General features: G+C 63.4%; 18 protein-coding genes. 10 read left to right on the top strand and 8 right to left on the bottom strand.

Going from position 1 to position 25,025, the window contains the following annotated elements:
- From DRF71_RS11565 to DRF71_RS11550, 3 genes are all read right to left on the bottom strand, one after another.
- Positions 1-1,155: a dynamin family protein gene (locus DRF71_RS11565; protein WP_112310679.1), complete on the bottom strand. Its 1,155-nt coding sequence runs from the start codon at positions 1,153-1,155 to the stop codon at positions 1-3.
- Entirely contained in the window at positions 1,152-3,170 is a 2,019-nt protein-coding gene (locus DRF71_RS11560) for a dynamin family protein (protein ID WP_112310678.1), read from the bottom strand. Before DRF71_RS11560 ends, DRF71_RS11565 begins: the two co-directional genes overlap by 4 nt.
- A 635-nt stretch (positions 3,171-3,805) precedes the next feature.
- Positions 3,806-4,705, bottom strand: a complete 900-nt coding sequence (locus DRF71_RS11550) for a LysR family transcriptional regulator (protein ID WP_112310676.1) — start codon at positions 4,703-4,705, stop codon at positions 3,806-3,808.
- A 212-nt stretch (positions 4,706-4,917) separates the two neighbouring features.
- Between DRF71_RS11550 and uca the strand changes: the two genes are divergently transcribed.
- From uca to urtE, 7 genes are all read left to right on the top strand, one after another.
- A complete protein-coding gene (gene uca, locus DRF71_RS11545; protein ID WP_112310675.1) occupies positions 4,918-8,508 on the top strand; it encodes an urea carboxylase in 3,591 nt (1,196 codons plus the stop codon).
- Positions 8,509-8,517: 9 nt separating this feature from the next.
- Positions 8,518-10,326, top strand: coding sequence for an allophanate hydrolase (atzF, locus tag DRF71_RS11540; protein WP_112310674.1), 1,809 nt, complete (start codon positions 8,518-8,520; stop codon positions 10,324-10,326).
- Positions 10,327-10,451: 125 nt separating this feature from the next.
- Positions 10,452-11,687 (top strand): urea ABC transporter substrate-binding protein, encoded by a 1,236-nt coding sequence (gene urtA, locus DRF71_RS11535; RefSeq protein ID WP_112311282.1) that lies wholly within the window; start codon positions 10,452-10,454, stop codon positions 11,685-11,687.
- Between the two features lie 77 nt (positions 11,688-11,764).
- Positions 11,765-13,711 carry an urea ABC transporter permease subunit UrtB gene (gene urtB, locus DRF71_RS11530; RefSeq protein WP_112310673.1) on the top strand — a complete coding sequence of 649 codons (1,947 nt, stop codon included), beginning with the start codon at positions 11,765-11,767 and terminating at the stop codon, positions 13,709-13,711.
- Positions 13,712-13,844: 133 nt separating this feature from the next.
- Positions 13,845-15,077 (top strand): urea ABC transporter permease subunit UrtC, encoded by a 1,233-nt coding sequence (gene urtC, locus DRF71_RS11525; RefSeq protein WP_112310672.1) that lies wholly within the window; start codon positions 13,845-13,847, stop codon positions 15,075-15,077.
- Positions 15,074-15,832 (top strand): urea ABC transporter ATP-binding protein UrtD, encoded by a 759-nt coding sequence (gene urtD / locus DRF71_RS11520; protein ID WP_112310671.1) that lies wholly within the window; start codon positions 15,074-15,076, stop codon positions 15,830-15,832. Before urtC ends, urtD begins: the two co-directional genes overlap by 4 nt.
- 84 nt (positions 15,833-15,916) lie before the next feature.
- Complete coding sequence (gene urtE, locus DRF71_RS11515; RefSeq protein ID WP_112310670.1) at positions 15,917-16,612, top strand: urea ABC transporter ATP-binding subunit UrtE; 696 nt, start codon at positions 15,917-15,919, stop codon at positions 16,610-16,612.
- 73 nt (positions 16,613-16,685) lie between these two features.
- Here urtE and ccoP read toward each other — a convergent pair whose 3' ends face one another.
- The 4 genes from ccoP to ccoN are packed head-to-tail and all read right to left on the bottom strand — an operon-like array spanning position 16,686 to position 20,147.
- Positions 16,686-17,564, bottom strand: a complete 879-nt coding sequence (ccoP, locus tag DRF71_RS11510; protein WP_112310669.1) for a cytochrome-c oxidase, cbb3-type subunit III — start codon at positions 17,562-17,564, stop codon at positions 16,686-16,688.
- Between the two features lie 3 nt (positions 17,565-17,567).
- On the bottom strand, positions 17,568-17,774 hold the full coding sequence (locus DRF71_RS11505; RefSeq protein ID WP_112310668.1) for a cbb3-type cytochrome oxidase subunit 3: 207 nt from the start codon (positions 17,772-17,774) through the stop codon (positions 17,568-17,570).
- 13 nt (positions 17,775-17,787) lie between these two features.
- Entirely contained in the window at positions 17,788-18,531 is a 744-nt protein-coding gene (gene ccoO, locus DRF71_RS11500; protein ID WP_112310667.1) for a cytochrome-c oxidase, cbb3-type subunit II, read from the bottom strand.
- A gap of 11 nt (positions 18,532-18,542) precedes the next feature.
- Positions 18,543-20,147: a cytochrome-c oxidase, cbb3-type subunit I gene (ccoN, locus tag DRF71_RS11495; RefSeq protein WP_112310666.1), complete on the bottom strand. Its 1,605-nt coding sequence runs from the start codon at positions 20,145-20,147 to the stop codon at positions 18,543-18,545.
- A 242-nt stretch (positions 20,148-20,389) separates the two neighbouring features.
- Here ccoN and DRF71_RS11490 point away from each other — a divergent pair, with 242 nt between their 5' ends.
- Positions 20,390-21,235 (top strand): universal stress protein, encoded by an 846-nt coding sequence (locus tag DRF71_RS11490; protein WP_112310665.1) that lies wholly within the window; start codon positions 20,390-20,392, stop codon positions 21,233-21,235.
- Positions 21,236-21,270: 35 nt separating this feature from the next.
- On the opposite strand, the gene DRF71_RS11485 is transcribed toward DRF71_RS11490, so the two are convergent.
- Positions 21,271-22,125 (bottom strand): prephenate dehydratase, encoded by an 855-nt coding sequence (locus DRF71_RS11485; protein WP_112310664.1) that lies wholly within the window; start codon positions 22,123-22,125, stop codon positions 21,271-21,273.
- Between the two features lie 124 nt (positions 22,126-22,249).
- On the opposite strand from DRF71_RS11485, the gene DRF71_RS11480 reads away from it, so the two are divergent.
- Positions 22,250-22,774: a c-type cytochrome gene (locus DRF71_RS11480; protein WP_112310663.1), complete on the top strand. Its 525-nt coding sequence runs from the start codon at positions 22,250-22,252 to the stop codon at positions 22,772-22,774.
- 164 nt (positions 22,775-22,938) lie between these two features.
- Positions 22,939-24,999, top strand: a complete 2,061-nt coding sequence (locus DRF71_RS11475; protein ID WP_112310662.1) for an extracellular solute-binding protein — start codon at positions 22,939-22,941, stop codon at positions 24,997-24,999.
- Positions 25,000-25,025 lie beyond the last annotated feature (26 nt).

Raw genomic sequence — 25,025 nt, 5'->3', positions numbered from 1 at the left:
TCACTCATAAACATCCGCCGCCGCACCGGAATGTCCGGCGCTGCTGGCAGAAACAGTATTAAGGGTTCCGGTCTGGGCGGGTTGCGCATCCAGCCGGGCAATAAGGTGATCCACAGCGGCCAGCAGCGATTCCGGATCGCTCTGGTCTACGGTCTTGCTCAGCTCGACCCATAACAGGCGGGCACGGCCTGGCTCCGGTGCAGCCGGTCCGGTCCGGGCAGCGGGGGAATTGCCGCTCCCGCCATCCTCCCGGCGACGGGTCCGGACAAGTTTCAGCACCCTGGCGCCGCCGGGCGCGCGGTCCTGCAGGGCATCGGGGCCGATATCCTGGTTCAGGTCTTCTGCCACCTCATCCGCGGCCTCGGGCAGCGCCGCAGCGGCGGCGGGCCTTGCCGGTTCCGGAGCAGGCGTGGTGCTGCGCACCGGCACCGAGGCTGCGAAATCGCTGATCAGCGCATTGGCCGCCCCGTCAAGCCGCAGCGTGCCGCTGAGCATGCGCAGATGGGCCGAGATCCGGTCCAGATCCTCGCGCTGCAAAAGCGAGGCCATCAGGAAATGGTCGAAAAACGTGCCGGCCTCGCGCTGCACACGCTGCAACACACGATCAGTCATGGCCGGGCTGCCCAGCAGATCGGCATGGGTCACCACCAGCGTCGCATTCTGGCGCAGCCGGGCCGGCATCGCCTGCCAGACCGCCTTTTCGCTTTGCCGCCAGGCCTGGGTCGCATTGGTGCACCAGATCACGACATCGGCAAAGGCCAGCATGCGCTGCCAGATCTCGGCCGCCATATTCGGATCGGAATTGCCGGGCGTGTCGATGATATCCATCCCGGTCAGCACCGGGGCCGGGTTAGACATCACGCAATATTGGGTCTTTTCCAGATCGACATTGCTCAGATCAGCCAGCGGCTCGCCCCGGCCCGAAAAGCCGACACGGATCAGTGCGGGCTCGCCCCGGACCAGCCAGACCGGCGGCAGGGCGGTCGCGGTGACATTCGAGGGCAGCACGGACACGCCCACCAGCCCGTTGATCAGATGGGTCTTTCCGGCGCTGAATTCACCAGCGATCAGGATGCGCGGCTTGCGCTGCACAGGGGTGGCCGGACGCTCGGGGACCGGCTCGGCAGGTTTTCTGCGGTTCCAGAATCCCATCATGCCGATAACCTCCTGGCATCGCTCAACCGGGCAAGGCTGCCCTCATCCATCGGCTCCGGCCCGTTTTCATGCAGCCGCTCCAGCAGCGCCTCGCAGAACCGGCTCTGGTCAAGCGCAAAGCCGGTGACGATCTCACGGGTCGCCGCCACCGCCGGATCAAAGAAATCCGTCAGCAGATTGTCGATCAGCGGCTGGGTCTCTTCGACGATCAGCGCGCGGTATTTCTTTTCGACCTTCTTCGCTGCGCCAAAGCGCAGGAAGCGCCCGGCCAGCCTGCCGGTCGCGCCGGTCTCCCAGATCCGTTGCCACCAGGTGCCCTGTAGGTCCAGCGACAGCGTGCGCGCCAGCACGGTTGGCGCGGTATGCTGCTGCTGTTCGGGGAAGTCGATGCTGGCGGCGTTGCGATAGACGCCCAGCTCGTTTTGCAGCACGTCCTGCACCGCATCCAGCACGGATTCGAAACTGACCTCGCCCTCACGCCGCAGTTTGGAACAGGCCGAGAGATAGGCGGTGCGCATCATCATCCGAAGGCCCGTCGGATCGTGATCCCAGGAGCCGGTCTCGCCAAAGGCCTGGATATGCGATTGCAGCGCCTCGACGGCGGAATCCACAAAGGTATCGCGGGCTCGGGTCAGGCGCTCATGCAGGCCGGCGCGCAGTTCGACCGCCGCCGCATCAAAGGTGACCATCACCTTTTGCAGCGAATCCGCGACCTTCATCATCAGCTCTTCCTGGCTGATGGTCAGAACCGCCATGCCGGCATCGCGCAGACGTGCCGCCGAATCCACCGCCTCGCTCATCTCGATGATAAGCTTGATCTCGGCTTCGATGTCTTTCAGGAAGGCCGCGCCCGGCCCTTCGACCACGCGCTGTGCAATCAGCCGGTGCAGCGCCGGAACGCCCGAGGATTCAAACGCCGCCGCGCGCAGCGCATTGCGGTCGGAAACCTTCAGCCCCGGATTCAACTTTTTCAGCGATTCGAGGCTGCGCGGCATCAGCGTGCCCGCGCCCGAGATCGCATAATTCGCCCAATAGCCCGAGCCGAACAGGATCGAGATGTCCTGGTCCAGCCCCAGCCGCGCCAGCGTGCGGCGGATCGAGGCGCGAATCTTTTCCTCTTCGGCCTGCGGATCGGCCAGCTCGTCGATCCGGTTGACGAAGATCACCACCTCGCGCGCCTCGACGGCGCAGATGATGCGCAGGATCGCCACATCCATCGTCGACAGCGCCTGATGCGCCGACAGGACCACGACGCAGACCCGGCTGTCCTGGATCGCGTTCAGCGTGATCTGCTCGCGCATCATAAAGGTGTCGTTCACGCCGGGCGTGTCACGAATGCACAGCCCCGAGGGCAGACCTTCGGCCTCGATATAGAGATCGGCGGTCTTGGTGATATCGGCATAGACGCCGTCACCCGAGCCGTCTTTCAGCTCGGACGGATCGCCATAGCAGATATAGCGGTTGATGGTTTCCTTTTCGAGCGTCGGGAAGGAATGGTTCGACCCGATGATCGTGCCGAAATCCGCCCCCAGCCGCGCCTCGGTGGTCTGGCGCATCTGGGTGACCTGGGCGCGGACCTCATCGGCCTCCTGCTCGAAACCGGCGCGGGTGGCCATCTCGCCAAGGCGGCCGCCGGTCGCCACCAGACGGTCCCATTCATGCTGGTCGAAAAAGCGGAACAGCGCGCGGGTGTTGAAGGGCCGGTGCCGGCTGTTCAGATGCAGCGCGGTGATCACCGAGGTCCAGGGATTCACATCCGCAGGCAGGAGATCGGTTTCCCCGATCAGCGCATTGACCAGGGTGCTTTTCCCGGCCTTGATCTGCCCGATCACCGAGACCGAGGGTTCAAACGAGCGGATCTTGTCAAGCACACGCTCGATGGGTTCCTCAACGAAGGCCAGCGAGAATTCGTAGAAATTCTCGACCGCTTTCTCAAGATCCTCCAGGCGCGACCAATAGCGGTTGAGTTCCTCAAACCCCTCGCGGTGCTTCAGCCTGATGTTACCCTTCGTCATGAAGGCCTCTCAACAATGGCGCGGACCAGGCCGCATACAGATATCACAGCCGGACCAGATCAGAATTCCGGCTCTGGTCCCGCCGGCAGCAACAATGTTCAGGCAAGCTCTTCAGAGACGATGCGGCGCTCTGCATCCTGCCCCGAATTCAGCCCCGTACCCGCCGCAGCCGCATGGCGCGGCGCCGAAGCCGTGAGGATCCGGCGCGACCGGAAAACCGCCGGGGCCTGGCTGGACAGCCTGGCGAAAAGATCAGTCTGTCCGGAACGTACTCTTCCAACGGCCACCGCAAACCGGCGGGTCTCCGCTTCTTCAAATTGCAACAACTGGCCTGACATTTGCCTGCCCTAACTCGTAACGACACATGCCTGGAGGATGTTCATTGTTTTTGTCTCAAATCAGGCGGGTTCGCGGTCCTTTTAGGACTGTGCGACCGGAAATCCGGAAAGCGATTTTATATTTCTGACATTTATATCTGATAGTTAACTATTTTTTAATGCATTCATTCCCCAGCGTCCGCCGCCACGTCAACGCCATGATTCACCCCCCTCTCCCGCCCAGGTTGCAGGGTGGCCCGGGTCTCGCCCGCCACTGTCGGAGAATCAGAAACAGCCCCGCAGGCGACGCGTCCCCCTTCAGCCGGCCGCATTGGCGAAAACGCTGGCCAGCTGCATGGCGAATCTGGCCGAGGCCACCGGCAAGGTCCGGCCCTGGCGCTGGCCCAGAAACAGATTGCCGACCGGCACGTCACGCTCGGCAATCGGGCGGAAGACCAGCGAGCCGTCTGCGGGCTCTCTCAGCCCGATCGGGATCTGGAAGCCGATCGCCTGCTCATGCTGGATATAGTGGCGGATCAGGTCGAAACTGTCGGATTCCACCACCGGGTCGAATTGCCGCTTCAGCTTGCGGGTGCCAAGCTCCAGCAGATGGCGCACGCCATATTGTGTTGATGGCAGCACGCAGGGCCTGGCCAGCACCTCGCGCAGCCTCAGTTCCGGCTTTACCGCCAGGGGATCGCTGGCCGAGAGGATCGCATGCACCCGCTGCGGCAGGGTTTCGATCACCGCGAAATCCACGAGATAGACCGGCTCATAGACCAGCACGAGATCGGCGGCGAAATTCTCCAGCTGCGCCTCGGCCTGGGCGCGGTCACCGACCTTGACCGCGAAAGTGACGCCGGGATGCTGGGCGCGATAGCGGGCGATCTGTTCGGGCAGAAAATAGGGCGTCAGCGCCTGGCTGCAGGCAATCGAGACATGACCGCGCCGCTCACCCGCCAGATCCGCCACCTGGCTGCGCACCCGCGCGAGGTCTGACCGCGTGCTGCGGTAATGGTGCAAAAGCATCTCGCCCGCCGGGTTCAGCCGCACGCCACCGGGCAGGCGCTCGAAGATCTCAAAGCCGAAATCCTCCTCAAAGCGGCGGATTCTGCGGTTCAGCGCCGATCCGGTGAGGTTCATATCCTCGGCCGCGCGCCGCATAGAGCCGGTTCGCGCCACGGATTCGATCAGCTGAAAGTCGTATAAGTGTTTCATCCGGAAAGACTTTGACAAGGGTGATACATTTTCGGAACCGCTTATGTGAATTATTAGCAATTTCATAACCCGGGGCAACATGCCAGCCTTTGCTGCAACTGCAAAAGTGCTGACAGATCACCATTCCGCCGATCACGACACGCCCTTCTCCCGTGGCCCCTGCGCCGCCGGGACGGGGAATGCTGTGCGGCACAACGCCCGGGGGCCGCACCATGTTCCGCACCGTTCTCGTCGCCAATCGCGGAGAGATTGCCGCCCGCATCATCCGCACGCTGAAGGCGATGGGCATCCGCGCGGTCGCCGTGCATTCCGATCCCGACCATGGCAGCCCGCATGTGGCGCTGGCGGATGTCGCGGTGCGGCTGCCGGGCGACAAGCCTGCCGATACCTATCTGCGCGCCGATCTGATCCTTGCGGCCGCCAAAGAGCATGGCGCCGAGGCAGTGATCCCCGGCTATGGGTTCCTGTCGGAAAACACCGCATTCGCAGAGGCTTGCGCTGCCGATGGCATCACTTTCGTCGGCCCAACCCCCGACCAGATCCGCCAGTTCGGGCTGAAACACACCTCGCGCGAGCTGGCCGAAGCCGCCGGCGTGCCGCTGGTTCCGGGCTCTGGCCTTCTTGACACTGCAGAACAGGCGCTGAGCGAGGCAGCCCGCATCGGCTATCCGGTGATGCTGAAATCCACCGCCGGCGGCGGTGGCATCGGCATGACCCGCTGCGGCGATGCGACAGCGCTGACCGAGGCGTTCGACACCGTCCGCCGCCAGGCGCTGAACTTCTTCAAAGATGCAGGCGTCTTTCTGGAATGCTGCATCGACAATGGCCGCCATGTCGAGGTGCAGATCTTCGGCGACGGCCAGGGCCGCGTTGTCGCTTTGGGAGAGCGCGACTGCTCGCTGCAACGCCGCAACCAGAAAGTGGTCGAGGAAACCCCGGCCCCCGATCTGCCGGCTGCCACCCGCGCCGCGATGATGGCGGCAGCCGAGTCGCTGGGCGCCTCGGTCGGCTATCAGTCGGCGGGGACGGTTGAATATATCTATGACCGCGCCCGCGATGCGTTCTACTTCCTGGAGGTCAATACCAGGCTCCAGGTCGAACATCCGGTCACCGAATCCGTGCTGGGCATCGACCTTGTCGAATGGATGCTGCTGACCGCCGCCGGCACGCCGCCGGATCTGACCGCCTTGCCGCAGGCGAAGGGCCATTCCATCGAGGTCCGCATCTATGCCGAGGATCCGGTGCATGACTTCCTGCCCTCGGCGGGCGAGTTGACCGAGGTGACCTTCCCCGGGGATGTGCGGCTGGATGGCTGGGTCTCGACCGGCTCGGTTGTCTCGCCATTCTATGACCCGATGATCGCCAAGCTGATCGTCCATGGCGAGACACGCGAAGAGGCCATCGCGAAAATGCAAAGCGCACTGAAAGGCTCGAACATTGCCGGAATCGCCACCAATATCGGCTATCTGCGCGCGGTCACCGCGTCTGAAATGTTCGCGACCGGTCAGGTCTCGACCCGCGCGCTCGGCGGGTTTGCCTATGCGCCGAACGCCCTGGAAATCACCGCACCCGGCACCTATACCACCATCCAGGACTGCCCCGGCCGCATGGGATTCTGGCATATCGGGGTGCCGCCTTCCGGGCCGATGGACGCGTTTGCCTTCCGCATGGCGAACCGGATCGTCGGCAACAGCCCGGATGCCGCCGGGATCGAATGCACCCTGGTCGGGCCTTCGGTCAAATTCCATTCCGACACCACCATCGCGCTGACCGGAGCCGGCTGCGGGGCAAGACTCGACGGGGTCGAAATCGCGCTCTGGTCCCCTGTCACCGTCCGCGCCGGCCAGTTGCTTGAGATCGGCAAGGCGGAAACCGGCTGCCGCTCTTACCTCGCGGTGGCAGGCGGGCTGGATGTTCCGCTTTACCTTGGCAGCCGCGCGACCTTTGTGCTGGGGAAATTCGGTGGCCATGCGGGCCGCGTTCTGCAAAAGGGCGATGTGATCGCGCTTGGGGCGGATGCGCCGCTTGCCGCCGCCCCGGCGCCCGACGCGCTGATCCCCGTCTATGGCACGACCTGGGAGGTCGGCGTCACCTATGGCCCCCACGGCGCCCCGGATTTCTTCACGCCCGAGGCAATCGAGATGTTTTTCGCCACCGATTGGGAGGTTCATTACAACTCGAACCGCCTTGGCGTGCGGCTGATCGGGCCAAAGCCCACATGGGCCAGATCAGATGGCGGTGAAGCCGGGCTGCACCCCTCGAACATCCACGATACCGAATATGCCATTGGTGCGATCAATTTCACCGGCGATATGCCCGTGATCCTGACCCAGGACGGGCCAAGCCTTGGCGGTTTCGTCTGCCCCGCCACCATCGTCCAGGCCGAGCTGTGGAAGATCGGCCAGGCCCGCCCAGGCGACCGGATCCGGTTCAGGCCGATGAGTTTCGACGACGCGCTTGCGCTGGAGAAGGCCCAGGACGCGGCCATCGCGACCCTGACCCCGCCTGCGCCCCTTCCCGCCCGCATCGCGCCCTCGCTGGCACCCGCCGCGACGGTTTCCGCCACGGTGATCGCCGCACTGCCCGCCATCGGCGACCGCCCCGCCATTGCCTATCGCCAGGCCGGCGACAAATATATCCTGCTGGAATATGGCCCGAACGAGCTGGATCTGCGCTACCGCTTCCGCGTCCATGCGCTGATGGAGGCGCTGCAGGCCAGCCCGATCAACGGCATCCTGGAGCTGTCTCCGGGCGTGCGGTCTCTGCAGATCAATTATGACGGGCGCATCATCCATCAGACCGATCTGATCGCAAAGCTGCTGGCCGTCGAAGAGACGCTGCCGGAAATCGCCAGCATGAAGCTGGCAACCCGCGTCATCCATATGCCGATGGCGTTTGAGGACAGCGCCACGCTGGATGCGCAGACCCGCTATAGCGAGACGGTCCGCGCCAACGCGCCGTGGATGCCGAACAATGTCGATTTCATCCAGCGAATCAACGGCCTCGCCTCGCGCGACGAGGTGAAGCGGATCGCATTCGAGACCAGCTATATGGTGATGGGGCTGGGCGACGTCTATCTTGGCGCCCCCTGTGCGGTGCCGATCGACCCGCGCCATCGGCTGCTGACCTCGAAATACAACCCCGCCCGCACCTTCACCGCCGAGGGCACCGTCGGCATCGGCGGCGTCTATATGTGCATCTATGGCATGGACAGCCCCGGCGGCTATCAGCTGATCGGTCGCACCCTGCCGATCTGGAACAAATTCACCAAAAACGCCTCCTTCACCCCGGGCGAGCCCTGGCTTTTGCGCTTCTTCGACCAGGTGCGGTTCCATGAGGTGTCAGAGCCGGAGCTCGACCGGCTGCGCGAGGATTTCCGCGAGGGTCGCGCTACTGTGCGGATCAAGGAAGAGGTCTTCGACCTCGGCGCCTATCACGCCTTCCTGGAAAGCGAAAAAGACAGCATCGCCGCCTTCAAAGCCGCCCAGGCCGTGGCCTTTACCGAAGAGGTAGCCCGCTGGCAGGAGGATGAGGCGCTCGCCGCCATCGACGATGCCCCGCCCCCGGATGAGAGCGACATCGCCGGCGAGGCGCTGCTGGCGGAACTGCATGGCTCGGTCTGGAAAGTGCTGGTCGAGGAAGGCCAGGAAGTCAGCGCCGGCGACACCGTCGCCATCCTTGAGGCGATGAAGACCGAGATCACCGTCACCGCCCCGGTCTCGGGCACCATCGCCCGCATCCATGCCCGCCCCGGCCGAACCGTCGCCACCGGCGACCGTCTGCTGGTCATTGCCGCCGCCTGAGGAATCAGAATGTCTGTTGAGTTTCCGACGATTGCCTCGCTGCACACCGCCTATGCCACAGGTCTCTCCCCCGCCGGGGTGGTGGCGAATATCCATATGCGGCTGAAGGCGCTGAATGATCCGGGCATCTTCATCACCCTGATCGCCGAAGAGGATGCCATTGCTGCGGCCCGGGCGCTCGGCCCGTTTGATCCGGTGGCCAGGCCGCTTTGGGGTGTGCCATTCGCAGCCAAGGACAATATCGACGTGGCCGGTGTGCCGACCACCGCCGCCTGCGAGGCCTTTTCCTATATCCCCGATGAGACCGCCTTTTCGGTGCAACGGCTGCTGGATGCCGGCGCGATCCTGATCGGCAAGACCAATCTCGACCAGTTTGCGACCGGGCTGGTCGGCGTGCGCACCCCCTGGCCGGTGCCAAGGAATTCGATCAACCCGGATTATGTGCCGGGGGGCTCTTCGGGCGGCTCGGGCGTTGCGGTCGGGCATGGGCTGGTGAGCTTTTCGCTGGGCACCGATACGGCGGGCTCGGGCCGGGTGCCGGCGGGGCTGAACAATATCGTGGGGCTGAAACCGACTTTGGGGGTGATCTCGGATCACGGCATGGTGCCGGCCTGCCAGACGCTGGACACGATTTCGATTTTCGCCGGAACCGTCGCGGACGCCAGCACTGTCTTGCGGGTGATGGGCGGCCACAACCCGGCTGATCCCTGGTCGCGCAATATCCCCGAGGCGCTGAAACCTTCAAACCTGCCCGACGGGCTGCGGATCGGCATCCCTGACGCGGCGGGCCGCATTTTTGGCGGCGACGCGCTGTCCGAAGCCGCCTTTGACGCCGCGCTGACCGATCTGAGCAATATCATCGCCACCCCGGCAAAACCCGTCGATATGGCGCCGCTCTTTGAGGTGGCGCGCCTCCTCTATTCCGGCCCCTGGGTGGCCGAGCGCTATCAGGCCATTCGTGAGATCATCGAGAACAGGCCCGAGGTGCTGCACCCGACCACGCTGAAGATCATCTCGGGCGCCAGCAATTACTCGGCCGCCGATATGTTTGCGGCGTTTTACCGGGTGAAAGAACTGGCGCTGACCGCCTCGGCGCTCTGGAACCAGATCGACATGCTGGTGGTGCCGACCTATCCGCGCCCCCGCACCCGCGCCGATCTTGATGCCGATCCGGTCGGGCCGAATTCGGAACTCGGGACTTACACGAATTTCGTCAACCTGTTGGATCTCTGCGCATTGGCGGTGCCGTCCAGGTGGCGCAGCGACGGCTTCCCCTCGGGCGTGACGCTGATCGCGCCGAAAGGCCGCGACGGGCTGATCGCAGCGCTTGGCGCCAGGATCCAGGCGGCGGCGAGGAATACCATCGGGGCCACCGAAACCCCGGTGCCCGCATTGGCGGCCCCGGCGCCGCAGGCGGGCCCGGATGAGATCGAGGTCACCGTGGTCGGCGCGCATCTTTCCGGCATGGTGCTGAACCATGAGCTGACCTCACGCGGCGCGCGGTTCCTGCGCGCGGTCGAGACGCTGCCCGAATACCGGCTTTACGTCCTCGCCGGCGGCCCGCCGGCCCGCCCCGGCCTGATGCGCACAGCCCCCGGCGAGGGCGCCCGGATCAAAACCGAGGTCTGGGCGATCCCCGCCACCAGTTTCGGAAGTTTCGTCGCCGGCATCCCCGCGCCTTTGGGCATCGGCACCGCGCGCCTCGCCGATGGCACCACGCCCAAAGGCTTCATCGTCGAGGCCGAAGGGCTGAAAGGCGCAAAAGACATCTCTGATTTCGGCGGCTGGCGGGCCTATATCGCCAGCCTCTCCCCCTGACCACCTGAGCGACAGACCCGCGAAAAGCGGGCGATCACCCCAAACCAACAGTGAGGAATTCTATGAAACTTGGACGCAGAGCCCTTCTGAAAGCCAGTATCGCCGCCAGCGCGCTTACCCTCGGCATGGGGCGCATGGCCTTTGCCGAAGGTGGGCCGATCAAGGTCGGCGTGCTGCATTCGCTTTCCGGCACGATGGCGATTTCAGAAACCACGCTGAAGGACACGGTCCTGATGATGGTGGCCGAACAGAACAAGAAAGGCGGCATTCTGGGCCGTCAGCTTGAGGCGGTGGTGGTCGACCCGGCCTCTGACTGGCCCCTGTTCGCGGAAAAGGCGCGGGAATTACTGACCGTGTCGAAAGTCGACGTGATGTTCGGCTGCTGGACCTCCGTTTCGCGCAAATCCGTGCTGCCGGTCATTGAGGAACTGAACGGCCTTCTGTTCTACCCGGTGCAATATGAGGGCGAGGAATCGTCGAAAAACGTCATCTATACCGGCGCCGCGCCGAACCAGCAGGCGATCCCGGCGACGGATTACTTCCTCGAAGAGCTCGGCATCGAGAAATTCGCGCTGCTCGGCACCGATTACGTCTATCCGCGCACCACCAACAACATCCTTGAGGCCTATCTGAAATCGAAAGGCATCGCGGCCGAAGACATCTTCGTCAACTACACCCCCTTCGGCCATTCCGACTGGTCGAAGATCGTGGCTGACGTTGTGGCACTTGGCGCGGACGGCAAGAAGGTCGGCGTGATTTCCACAATCAACGGCGATGCGAATATCGGCTTCTACAAAGAGCTCGCCGCCGCCGGCGTCACCGCCGACAAGATCCCCGTCGTCGCCTTCTCGGTCGGCGAAGAGGAACTCTCCGGCCTCGACACGACGAACCTTGTCGGCCATCTCGCCGCCTGGAACTATTTCGAAACCGCCGAAAGCCCGGCCAATGCCGAGTTCATCAAGGCCTGGAAGGCGTTTACCGGCGACGAAAAGCGCGTGACCAATGACCCGATGGAGGCGACGATGATCGGCTTCAATCTCTGGGTTCAGGCGGTGGAAAAGGCCGGCACCACGGCGGTCGATCCGGTCCTCGACGCGATTGTCGGGCTTGAGACGCCCAACCTCACCGGCGGCATGGCGAAACTGCTGCCGAACCACCACCTCACCAAGCCGGTGCTGATCGGCGAGATCCGCGCCGATGGCCAGTTCGACATCATCTCGCAGACCGGGCCGGTGCCGGGCGATGCCTGGACCGATTTTCTGCCGGAATCGGCGGTGCTCGACTCCGACTGGGTCGATCTGAAATGCGGCATGTACAATACCGAGACGAAAACCTGCGTCCAATTGCAGTCGAATTACTGATCCCTGACCGGTTTTACCACGCGGGAGGGCCGATCCCCGGCCCTCCCGCAGCCGCCCCGCAGCCGGATCTCCGTTCTATGCGCACCCTCTTCCTCCTCTTCGCCCTGTTGCTGGCGCTGACCCCGGCCCGCGCCCAGGCCGAAGGCAAAGCCGCCGCCGTCGTGCTGGACAATGCCGGTCAGGTCGCGAAACCCTCGCGGCAAAGCATCGGCCCGGTGATCGACGCGCTGGCTGCCTCGGGCGACCCGATGGCCGCCGAAATCCTTGCCGCCTGGGCGGAAAAGGGGCTCGCGCAGCGCAAATCCGATGGGGTGATCTTTCTGATCCGCCCGTCCGGGGATGGCTGGGCGCTCCGCGATCTGACCGGAGCGGAGGCCGGCATTGCCGCAAAAACCGACATGACCGAGCTGAAGCCGAATGCAGGTGTGCGCGGGTTGATCCAGACCGCTCTGGTGCAGTTCACCCTCGCGGACCCCGATCCTGCGCGCCGCGCCGAGGCGCTGACCGCCATCGCCCGCGATGCCAGCGCGGGTCACCTGGAACCGCTGCGAAACGCCATTCCAGGCGAGAGCAATCCCGTCCTTCTGGCGCAGAAACACCGGCTTGAACGCCTTCTGACCCTGCGTTTTGACCCTGACAGCGCCGCGCGCGTCAAAGCGATTGAAAGCTTCGGCGCCGATACCGGCCTCGACCTGCGCGCCGCGCTGACGCCCCTGACCACGACGAGGCGCGCCGCTTTCGACAGCCCGCCCCCTGCCGGCGCCAATATCGCGCGCGCACTGATCCCGGGCACGGATATTCCCGCCGAAGAGGCCTGGGATATCCTGATCGCCGCCGGCGCCGCGCCGGAACGACTGAGCGTCAAAACCGCCCGCGACGCACTGATCGCCAATATCGCGAATGGCGAGGTCGGCGGTGTGAAACTGGCCGCGCTGAACGATCAGGCCGCCCGCGACCGCGCCTATACCGCGCTGGAAGCGGCCGGCGCCGTCCCCCCTGCCGCCACCGAAGACGAGGTCGCCGCCACTCTGGCCCGCTATCACTTCTACGACCTCTATACCGAGCCCGAGCCCGCCGTCACCACCGCCGCAAGCGCCGCGCTGAGTGCCATTTCCACCCGCGTCGGCGCCATGCAGGCCGCCGATCTGGCGCTGGACGCGGTCTCGCTCGCCTCGATCTATTTCCTCGCCGCCATCGGCCTCGCCATCACTTTCGGCGTGATGGGGGTGATTAATATGGCGCATGGCGAATTCATCATGATGGGCGCCTATACCGGATATGTGGTGCAGCTGATCATCCCCGACTACACAATCTCGATCATCGTCGCCCTGCCTATGGCCTTCGCGGTCACCTTCGCCGCAGGCGTCGCAATGGAGCGGCTGGTGATCCGCCATCTCTACAAACGCCCGCTTGAGACGCTGCTTGCAACCTTTGGCATCTCGATCGCGCTGCAACAGCTGGCCAAGAATATCTTCGGAACCCAGGCCCGCCCGCTGACCGCGCCCGCCTGGCTCGACGGTCAGCTCGCCTTCAACGACATCATCGCCATCAGCTATATCCGCATCGCGATCTTCGTCCTCGCCACCCTGTTCCTTTGCTTCATCCTTTTCGTGATGAAACGCACCCGCCTCGGGCTCGAAGTCCGCGCCGTCCAGCAAAACCGCAACATGGCCGCCTCGATGGGCATCAATCCCGACCGCATCAATATGCTGACCTTCGGCCTCGGCTCCGGCATCGCGGGCATCGCGGGCGTCGCCATAGGACTTTTCGCGAAAGTCACCTCAGAACTGGGCAATGACTATATCGTCCAAAGCTTTATGACCGTCGTGGTCGGAGGCGTCGGGAATATCTGGGGCACGCTGGCCGGCGCCGCGCTGATCGGCACGCTGCAAAAGGGCATCGAATGGCTGAACCCTTCGAACACCCTCGCCGCGCAAACCTGGATGATCCTCTTCATCATCCTCTTCATCCAGTTCCGCCCCAGAGGCATCATCGCCCTCAAAGGCCGCGCCGCAGGAGACTGACCATGTTCCGCATCGCCTTCCCCGCCCTGGCCCAAACCTGTCTTCTTTCATCTGTCCCTAAATATCCCGCGGGGGGTCCGGGGGGCGCGAAGCCCCCCGCGCGCAACGCCAGCCAAAAAGCGCAGCGCCAGCCATGAAACACAGCTTCTTCGCCAAAAACCCCTCGGTTCTGCTCTTCCTCGCCTGCCTCGCGCTTTTCACCATCGCAGTGACCGTCATGTCCGAGGCCTGGGGGCTTTCGCTGATCCCCACTTCCTTCGTCAAAACGCTGGGCAAGACGCTGTGCCTTTGCCTCGTTGCGCTGGCGATGGATCTGATCTGGGGGTTCACCGGTATCCTATCGCTCGGCCACATGGCGTTTTTTGCGATTGGCGGCTATATGATCGGCATGTGGCTGATGTATGCTAGGACCGAGGAAATCGTCATCCTCAGCCTCGCAAACAGCCCGCTTCCCGCCACCCCTGAGGAGATCCGCCAGGGCATCACCAGCCAGATCTTCGGCGTGGTCGGCTCGTCTGAACTGCCCCCGATCTGGAGCTTCGCCCATAGCCTGCCGCTGCAACTCCTGCTGGTGCTGCTGGTCCCCGGCCTGCTGGCGCTGGTCTTCGGCTGGCTCGCCTTCCGCTCCCGCGTCACCGGTGTCTATCTCTCGATCCTGACCCAGGCGATGACGCTGACGCTGGCGCTCTGGCTCTTCCAGAACGATTCCGGTCTCAGGGGCAATAACGGGCTGTCCGGGCTGCAAAACATCCCCGGCCTCGGCCAGACCAGCCAGGATGTAATCTCGATCTGGCTCTTCCTCGCCTCCGCTCTCGCCCTCGCGCTCGGCTATCTGCTGCTGAGCAGCATCACCTCCGGCAAATTCGGCTCTGTGATCCGCGCCATCCGCGATGACGAGACCCGCATGCGCTTTCTGGGCTATCCGGTCGAGAGCTATAAACTCTTCGTCTTCACCCTCGCCGCCCTGATCGCCGCCATCGCCGGTGCGCTCTATTATCCGCAGGCCGGCATCATCAACCCGGCCGAGCTTGCCCCCATCGCCTCGATCTATCTCGCGGTCTGGGTGGCGATCGGCGGGCGGGGGCAACTCTGGGGCGCGGTGCTGGGCGCGGCGCTGGTCTCGCTCCTGTCGTCCTGGTTCACCGGAGGCCGCGCGCCCGATCTGCCTCTGGGCTTTTACACCATCAAATGGGTGGACTGGTGGCTGATCCTGCTGGGGCTCGGCTTCGTCTGCGTCACCCTCTTCGCACCCCAGGGCCTCGCGGGCCTGTTGCAACGCCTCGCCGGTCCCCTCACGCCCCGTCGCGGCGGTGCGCCGCTCGGCCCCGATCCGGGAGCCCTCCAGGAAAAAGAGGCCCGCGAATGACTGGCCAAACAACTGGCGCCACGCTTCTCGAAGCTTCCGGCCTGTCGGTCACATTCGATGGCTACAGGGCGATCCGCAACCTATCCTTCGCCATTGGCGAGCGGGAGCTGCGCGCGATCATCGGCCCCAATGGCGCCGGCAAGACCACATTCATGGATATCATCACCGGCAAGACCCGCCCCGATGAGGGTCGCGTTCTGTGGGGACCGCTCTCGCGTTCTCTCCTGGCGATGAACGAGGCCCAGATCGCCCGCATCGGCATCGGGCGCAAATTCCAGCGCCCCACCGTCTTCGAAGACCAGACCGTCCGGGAAAATCTGATCATGGCGCTGAAGGCCCCGCGCAGCCCCTTCGCCGTACTGCGCTGGAAACCCCGCCGCCCCGATCTCGACCGCACAGAGACCCTGGCCACGCAGGTCGGTCTCGGCCAGGCGCTCTCGCGCAAATCCGGCGAACTCAGCCATGGCCAGAAACAATGGCTGGAAATCGGCATGTTGCTGGCGCAGGAGCCGAAACTCCTCCTCGTTGACGAACCCGCTGCTGGCATGACCCTGGCCGAGCGCGAACAGACCACCACCCTTCTCACCGAACTCGCGAAAACCCGCGCCGTGGTGGTGGTCGAACATGACATGGAATTCGTGCGCCGCCTCAACTGCCGCGTCACCGTCCTGCATGAGGGCTCCGTCCTCGCCGAAGGCTCCCTCGATCACGTCACCGCCAACCCCCAGGTGATCGAGGTCTATCTTGGCCGCTGATCCCCTTTCATCTGTCCTTAAATATCCCGGGGGGTCCGGGGGGCTGGCCCCCCGCGCCCGGCCCGCCGGAAAGCACGAGCGCCCATGCTGAAAACCGAAAACCTCACCCTCCATTACGGCGGCTCGCAGATCCTCTACGGGCTGAATATCGAGGCGCTGGCCGGTCAGGTCACCTGCATCATGGGCACCAATGGTGTCGGCAAAACCTCGCTTTTCCGCGCGCTTTCAGGCTGGCATCCGCGCTCGGGCGGCAAGGTCATTCTGGATGGCGAGGAAATCGGGCGGGTGCCCGCCCAGGCGATGGCCCGCAAAGGCCTCGGCTATGTGCCGCAGGGCCGCATGATCTTCCCGCTGCTCTCCGTGCGGGAAAACCTGGAGACCGCCTTCGCGCTTTTGCCGAAATCTGAACACCGCATCCCGGATGAGACATTCGAGCTGTTCCCGATCCTGAAAGACTTCCTCCACCGGCGCGGTGGCGACCTGTCCGGCGGCCAGCAACAGCAGCTCGCCATTGCCCGCGCCATGATCATGCGTCCGAAAGTGCTGCTGCTTGATGAGCCGACCGAGGGCATCCAGCCCAATATCATCCAGCAGATCGGCAGGGTGATCGACTATCTGCGGCAAAAGGGCGATATGGCGATCCTCCTGGTCGAGCAATATTTCGATTTCGCCTATGGGCTCGCCGACCGTTTCTATGTCCTGAAACGTGGCACCATCGCACTGGAGGGCGAAAAATCCGCCCTCTCGCGTGAGACATTACGCGCCACTGTCTCGGTCTGAGCCCTAAAAAAACTCAGCCCGGAAAAACCGGGCCCGGAAATGGAAACGGGCCCCGAAGGGCCCGTTTCCTGTCTCACTCGCCTCCGCCAAGGCTGTGGACATACCAGCTGACCGCGCGGATATCGGCCTCAGACAGCCGCCCCGCCCAGTCGGGCATCACACCAAAGCGCGCATTGTTCACCGAATAGGCGATCGCCTCGCGCGAGCCGCCGTAAAGCCAGACCGCATCGGTCAGATTGGGCGCGCCCTGTTCGCGGTCGCCCTTGCCGGTTGCCATATGGCAGGACGCGCAATTTTCCGCGAAAACCGTCTCCCCGGCAGAGGCCAGCGTGGCGTCATGCTCCTGGCCCGAGAGCTGCAACACATATTCGACCACCTCGGCGACCTGCGGCTTTTCAAGCAGCTGGTCCTTACCGAAAGCCGGCATCTGGCTGTAACGCGCATCGGCATCGGTCGTGTTGCGGATACCATGGCTGACGGTCTGGTGGATCGCCTCCATCGTGCCGCCCCAGAGCCAGTCATCATCCAGCAGGTTCGGATAACCAAGGCTCTGCACCCCCGCCGCACCGGCGCCGTGGCACTGGACGCAATTGGTGCGGAAGACTGCGGCGCCGGCATTTTCGGCAAAGGCCGCAAGCTCGGGATCGCCGCCGATCGCATTCAGATCGGTTTCGACCAGCTTGTTGCGGATGCCGGCATTTCTCTCGTTCCAGTCGGCGATCTCGGCCGCGACATTGGCACGTTCATTGTTGCCGATCACGCCCTGGGTTGCCTGGGTCAGCAGGGGCCAGGCCGGATAGGCGATGGTATAGCCGATGCCCCAGACGATGGTGACATAGAACACCCAGACCCACCAGCGCGGCATCGGATTGTCATATTCCTGGATCCCGTCCCATTCATGGCCGGTGGTCGGAACTTCATGCTCGACCTTTGTAATCTTCCTGGCGCACATGGATCACGCCTCCGTCCGCTGGCTGTTACGGGGATCCGCAGGATCGCCTGCGGGGCGGTCCTCATTGCGGAAGATCGAGCTGGCAATGTCCTCATGCGTCTTCTTCGAGCCGGGCCGAAAGGCCCAGAGCCCGATGCCGACAAACACCAGGAACATGAACAACAGGCCCCAGCTGTCGGCAGTTGCGCGCAGGAAAGTATAGAGTTCCATTCCTTGCCCCTCCTCAGCGTGCCGGATCCGGGGTGAAGGTCGAGAAATCGACCATCGTGCCCAGGACCTGCATATAGGCGATCAGCGCATCCATTTCGGTGATCTTCGACGAACCGTCGAAGTTCCGCACATTCACCGCGCGGCCAAAAGCGGCCTCGCCATAGCGCTCTTCGAGACCCGAACTGTCGGCATCCGGGTTGGCCTGGGCCAGGAAATCGGCCTGGGCATTGGCGATCATGTCATCGGTGTAAGGCACACCCACGATGCGGCTGGTTTCCAGCATATCGGCGATATATTTGCCGTCGATCACCCGGTTTTTCAGGAAGCCATAGGGCGGCATCAGGCTTTCCGGCACCACCTGTTTGGCATCGGTAAAGTGATCCACATGCCATTCATCCGAATAGCGCCCGCCGACCCGTGCCAGATCCGGTCCGGTGCGTTTGGAACCCCATTGGAACGGCTTGTCATAGATCGACTCTGCCGCCAGAGAATAGTGACCGTAACGGGTCACCTCATCGCGCATCGGGCGGATCATCTGGCTGTGACAGCCATAGCAGCCCTCATTCTTGTAGATCTGCGCGCCCGCCAGTTCGAGAGGGGTGTAGGGGCGAACCCCCTCCACCTTCTCGATGGTGTTTTCCAGGTAGAAGAGCGGCACGATCTGCACGAGGCCCCCGATGGTCACCACCAGGAAAGCCAGCACCATCAAAAGTGTCGCGTGGGTTTCGATTTTCTTATGTTTGTCGAGAATGGACATTTAACCCTCGCTCACTCGGCCGGAATGGCGTTGTTGGCATTGACGGGGGCTTTCGCCTCCTGCCCCCGGACGGTCATCCAGAGGTTCCAGCACATGATCAGCGCGCCGCTCATATAGAGAAGGCCACCCAGCACCCGCACCACGTTCATCGGGTATTTGGCCCCGACGGTGTCGGCGAAGGCGTTGACGAGGAAGCCATTCGCGTCGACTTCGCGCCACATCAGGCCTTCCATGATCCCCGAGACCCAAAGCGCCGAGGCGTAGAGGACGATCCCGATGGTCGCCAGCCAGAAGTGCCAGGACACAAGGGCAAGGCTGTAGAGGCGCTCGCGGTTCCAAAGTTTCGGCACAAGGTAGTAAAGTGCGCCGAAGGTGATCAGCCCGTTCCAGCCAAGCGCGCCGGAATGGACGTGCCCGATGGTCCAGTCGGTATAATGCGACAGCGAGTTGACGGCTTTGATCGACATCATCGGCCCTTCAAAGGTCGCCATGCCGTAGAAGCCGATGGCCACAACCATCATCCGCAGAACGGGGTCGGTGCGCAGCTTGTCCCATGCGCCCGAAAGCGTCATCAGACCGTTGATCATGCCACCCCAGCTCGGCATCCACAGGATGATCGAGAACACCATGCCAAGGGTCGAGGCCCATTCCGGCAGCGCGGTGTAATGCAGGTGGTGCGGACCGGCCCAGATATAAAGGAAGATCAGCGCCCAGAAGTGGATGATCGACAATTTATACGAATAGACAGGACGCTCGGCCTGTTTCGGCACAAAGTAATACATCATGCCGAGGAAACCTGCGGTCAGGAAGAAGCCCACCGCGTTATGGCCATACCACCACTGGATCATGGCATCCTGCACACCGCCGGTGACCTGGATCGAGGTCGAGCCGAAGATCGAGACGGGCACCGCCATATTGTTCACAATATGCAGCATCGCGATGGTGATGATGAAGCCGAGATAGAACCAGTTCGCCACATAGATATGCGGCTCTTTGCGCTTCATCACGGTGCCGGCATAGACGGCCAGGAAGGCCACCCAGACGACGGTGATCAGGATGTCGACATGCCAGGGCATCTCGGCATATTCCTTGGCCTGGCTTGCGCCGAAGACATAGGAGGTTGCCGCCAGCACGATGATCAGCTGCCAGCCCCAGAACACGAACCAGGCGAGATTGCCGCCCCAGAGCCGTGTCGCACAGGTGCGCTGCACAACGTAAAAGGCGGTACAGATCAGCGCGTTGCCACAAAAGGCAAAAATCACCGCCGAGGTGTGCAGCGGGCGCAGACGTCCAAAGTTGCCAACACCTTGCAGGAATTCAAAGTTCAGCCAGGGCCAGGCCAGCTGGCTCGCGATGACCACGCCGATCAGAAAGCCCACGATGCCCCAGAAGGCGGTGGCGATCACGCCGGCACGGACAACGCCGTCCATATATTCGTTCTTGTTGATGACCTTCGGTTCACCGACGCCGCGCAGCACCACCACGAAGGTGATGGCGGCGGCCAGCATGACCGTGATCGCATTGATCTGATAGGCCAGATCGCGCGCGAAATTGGCCGCGATGGCGGCAAGAACCGCTATCAGGCCAAGCGCGATCAGTTTGACGTAATCCCACATAAGGCGTTCCCTCGTCTTATATCCTCGGCGACTGAGCGGGGTTGGTTCCCCTCTGACAGACTCCGGACTGTCTGCATTGTGCTATAGTCCGGCGACACGCGCCTTGATCTGCGTCAACACGTCCTGGTCTTGCGGCATGTTGCCGCGCGCGAAAATTTGACCTCAATCAAAGCGGAACCGTGGCTGCCGCCCTAGCGTTCTGATTGTGGATGAACCTCCGAACACCCTGCGGGATATGGATCATGGCCTATAAATCGCTTCTCACCATTGCCGGCCCGGATGCCGGCACGCGCATGGCGGTCGATGCCAGCGCAACGCTCGCGCTTGCGATGGATGCGCATCTGGAGACGCTGGCGCTCGGGATCGACCGGTCGCAGCTGGGATATGCCTATGTCGGCACCGGGGCGGTGATCATGCAGGTCGCGATGGAGCGGGCGGCCGAAGAGGCGGCGGCGCGCGAGAAAGAGCTGCGCGCGGCCCTTGATGCCCAGGGCCAGGATCTGCGCTGGTCGCTTGATTCGGCGGTCTGCCAGCTGGGCGCCCTGGGAGAGCTGGTCGGCGCCCGCGCCCGCTACAGCGATCTGGTGGTGCTGCCGCAGCCCTATGGCGACGGCCAGGGCGCCGAAGGCGAGGCCGTGCTGGAGGCCGCTTTGTTCGACGGCTCGGCCCCGGTGCTGGTGCTGCCGGAATCCGGCCTGGCATCGGCCTGGCCCAAACGCATCGTGCTGGCCTGGAATCAAGGCCGCGAGGCGATGGTGGCGGCGCGGCGCGCTTTGCCCTTCCTCAAACGGGCCGAACAGGTGGTGATCACCGTGGTCGACCCTTCGGCCTATGGGCCCGAGCGCTCAGACCCCGGTGGCAGCCTCTGCCAGCTCCTGGTGCGCCATGGCGTCAGGGCCGAGGTCTCGGTGCTGGCGCGCACCCTGCCGCGCGTCTCGGATGTGCTGGCGCGGCAATGCCAGGATATAGGCGCCGGGATGCTGGTGATGGGGGCTTACGGCCATTCCCGTTTCCGCGAGGCGATCCTGGGCGGTGCCACCCGCAATATGCTGGAAAGCGCCGAAGTGCCTGTTTTCATGGCTCATTGAAGGCATAAGCAGGCGGGTGACGCAAAGCCGCCCGCTCAGCGCCGCTCACCCGAGGCCGGGTAGACGCCGAGGATATCCAGCTCGGTGGTGAAATAGCGCAACTCTTCCAGCGCGCGGGCCAGAGGCGGATCTTCGGGATGCCCCTCGACATCGGCGTAAAAGGCGGTGGCGGTGAAATGGCCACCGACCATATAACTTTCCAGCTTGGTCATGTTGACGCCATTGGTGGCAAAACCACCCAATGCCTTGTAAAGCGCCGCCGGGATGTTCCTGACCTGGAACACAAAGGTCGTGACCATCCTGGAAGCCCGGCGCCGATGGTCAGGCTCGCGGCTCATCACCAGAAAGCGGGTGGTGTTGTTGGCGTGATCCTCGATATGGCGGGCCAGCACATCCAGCCCGTAGATCCCCGCCGCCAGCTCGCTGGCCAGCGCGGCATGGGCCGGATCACCGGCCTCCGCCGCCTCACGCGCGGCTTTCGCATTGTCCGAGCTGATCACGCCACGAATTCTGTGTTTCTTCAGGAAACCGGCGCATTGCGGCAGGATCACCACATGGCCATGCGCCTCGCGCACATCCCCGACCTTCGCACCTTTGACGCCCAGCAGATTCACATGCACCCGCACGAAAGTCTCGTCGATGATATGGAGGCCGGAATTCGGAAGCAGGCTGTGAACATCGGCCACCCGGCCATAGGTCGAGTTCTCGACCGCCAGCATCCCCAGCTCTGCCCGACCGTCACGAACAGATTCGACCACCTCCTCAAAAGTGCCGCAAGGCAGCACCGCCATCCCCGGCCGTGCCTGCTCGCAGGCCTGATGTGAATAGGCGCCGGGCTCTCCCTGAAAGGAAATCAGGCCGGATCCGGTGTCGGCGACTGGTGCGGACATGGCATGAACTCCTGAAAAATCGCGGGTTTCGCGCCGCAGAGGCGATTGGTCGCGCTCCTACACCTTGCAAGGCATACAGGGAAGCGGCTAATACCCGTGAAGACGACCAAGGGATGCGTTCGACATGTTCGACACAATGACGATGACCAAGGCGACCGGAGCTGTCTGTGGAGCGCTTCTCGTGCTTCTGCTGGGCGGTTGGGCTGCGTCTTCGCTTTACAACACTGAGCCGCCTGGCGGCGGCCATGGGGAAGAGGTTGCCCAGGCCTATACGATCGACACCGGTGCAGCCGCCGGCGGCGAGGAAACGGCCGAAGTGGTCGATATAGCCGCATTGATGGCCGCCGCTGATCCCGCCAAGGGCGAGAAGGTCTTCAACAAATGCAAGGCCTGCCACAAACTGAATGGTATCGACGGCACAGGCCCGCATCTGAACGGCGTGGTTGATCGTGAAATTGCCAGCATAGCGGGCTTTGCCTATTCCTCCTCGATGGCAGAACATGCCGGCACCCCGTGGTCGCCCGAGGCACTGGACGCCTTCCTGAAGGCACCCAAGGCTTTTGCGTCCAATACCAAAATGTCCTTCGCCGGCCTGCCGAAACAGGATGAGCGGATCAACCTGATCGCCTATCTGCAGCAGCAGAACTGACGCCCTCCACCAGGCGGGGAAAAATACCGCTGAAATTCCCGGCCGCACCGCCTGGTGCGGCCTTTTTCATGGCCCTCATGCCGGGGTAACGCATTCGCGCCTTTCCCCGCGCCTTTCCTCGCTTTAGCATTGCAGACCGGAGCGGACAGAAACCGGAGGATCGAATGGCGGCAGCGGCGGATCGCAAGGGCAAACGGGGCGACGACAGGAGCCGGATGGCGGGCGGCAGGGTCGCAACCAGCACCGGGGATGTCTCCCGCTTCTCGCGGATGCGGGCCTTTCTGCTGACCGGAGCGCTGTCGCTTGCCGCGGCGCTGGCAACTGCGCAGGCACTGCGCGCGCAGGAGACCACCACCGCCCCCGGGACCCCGCCCGAAGCCACGCCGGAACCCGCAGATAACAGCATCCCCGGAGGCGAGGCCGGAGTGATCGTCTCGCATGGGATCGCCACGTTCAACTCCGACACGCTGCTGCATCCGGCGGATATGACCCACCTGCCCTATGTGAACCCCAATGCCCCGAAGGGCGGCGAAATCAGCATGCAGGCCGTGATGGACGGCTATGATTCGATGAACCCCTTCTCGGTCAAGGGCCGGGCCGCCCAGGGCGCTGCGATGATGCTCGAGGGGATCCTGACCGGCACCGCCGATGAGATCGGCTCGGCCTATTGCCTCATGTGCACCACGATGGAATATCCCGAGGATCGCTCCTGGGTGATCTTCAACCTGCGCGATGATGTACGCTTTTCCGATGGCTCGCAGCTGACCGCCGATGATGTGGCGTTTTCCTACAATCTCTTCCTGACCAAGGGTCTTGCCGAATTCCGCCCGCAGCTTGAGGCCCAGGTCGCCTCGGTCGAGGTGATGGGCCCGTATAAGGTGAAATTCACCTTCCGCGAAGGCGTACCAAGCCGCCATCTGCCCGCGCTGGTCGGCGGGCTGCCGGTGCTGTCAAAGGCCGATTACGAGGCAAAGGGCATGGATCTTGAGGAAAGCTCGATGACCCCCTTCCTCGGCACCGGCGCCTATGTGCCGCAGCCGTCGAGAAGCCCGACCTCGATCAGCTACCGGCGCAATCCGGATTACTGGGCACAGGATCTGCCCTTCGGCAAGGGCATGAACAATTACGACGTGATCCGCTACGAATATTTCGCCGAGGCCAATGCCGGGTTCGAGGGCTTCAAGGGCGGAGCCTATACGTTCCGCATCGAGAATGTCGCGAAACAATGGTCCGAGAACTACAACTTCCCGGCCGTGACGAATGGCACGGTAAAGAAAGAGACCCTGCCGCAGGAAGGCGTCTCGAATGGCCAGTCCTGGGTCTTCAACCTGCGCCGCGAGATCTGGCAGGATGCGCGCGTCCGTGAGGCGGTGTCGATCCTGTTCAACTTCGAATGGAGCAACCACACCCTGTTCTATGGCCGTTATGAGCGGATCAATTCCTTCTGGGAGAATTCCTGGCTGGAAGCCGAAGGCGCGCCTTCGCCGGAAGAGGTGGCGCTGCTCACGCCGCTGGTCGATGAGGGGCTGCTGCCCGCCTCGATCCTGACCGATGAGCCCTATATGCAACCCGTCTCGCGCGCCGACCGTCAGGCCGACCGCAAGGCATTGCTCAGGGCCTCGGAACTGCTGGACGAGGCCGGATGGGAGCCGGGGTCTGACGGCATGCGCCGCAACGCAAAGGGCGAAGTGCTGAAACTTGAATTCCTCGACGACAATCCGACCTTTGAAAAGGTGCTGGCGCCCTTTGTCGAAAACCTGCGCGATGTGGGCATTGATGCCAGCCTGAACCTGATCGATTCCGCGCAATACGAGGTGCGGACCCGCAACCCGGAATATAATTTCGACGTCACCAACACCTTCTTTGTGTTCGATTATTTTCCCGATTCCGGGCTGAAACAATGGCTGGGCTCGGCCGAGGCCAATGTCTCGGTCAGGAACCTTGCCGGTTTGCAGGATCCGGCCGTCGACCGGCTGATCGAGGTGATCATGGCCGCGCAGTCGCGCGATGATGTCACCACAGCGGTTCGGGCGCTGGACCGGGTGCTGCGCGCCGACAAATTCCGCATCCCGATGTGGCACAAGCCGGAATCCTGGGTCGCCTATTACGACATGTATGAGCACCCGGCCGAATTGCCGCCCTATTCCACGGGAGAGCTGAGCTGGTGGTGGGTCAACCCGGAAAAAGCCGCCGCGCTGAAGGCCAGCGGCGCGCTGCGGCAGTGACCGTTACTCCAACCGATCTCTGAACG

This window comes from Pseudogemmobacter bohemicus (assembly GCF_003290025.1).
Classification (GTDB): Bacteria; Pseudomonadota; Alphaproteobacteria; order Rhodobacterales; family Rhodobacteraceae; genus Pseudogemmobacter; species Pseudogemmobacter bohemicus.
Note: the sequence above shows the minus strand (reverse complement) of the source record. Positions and strands in the feature narration are given on the sequence as shown.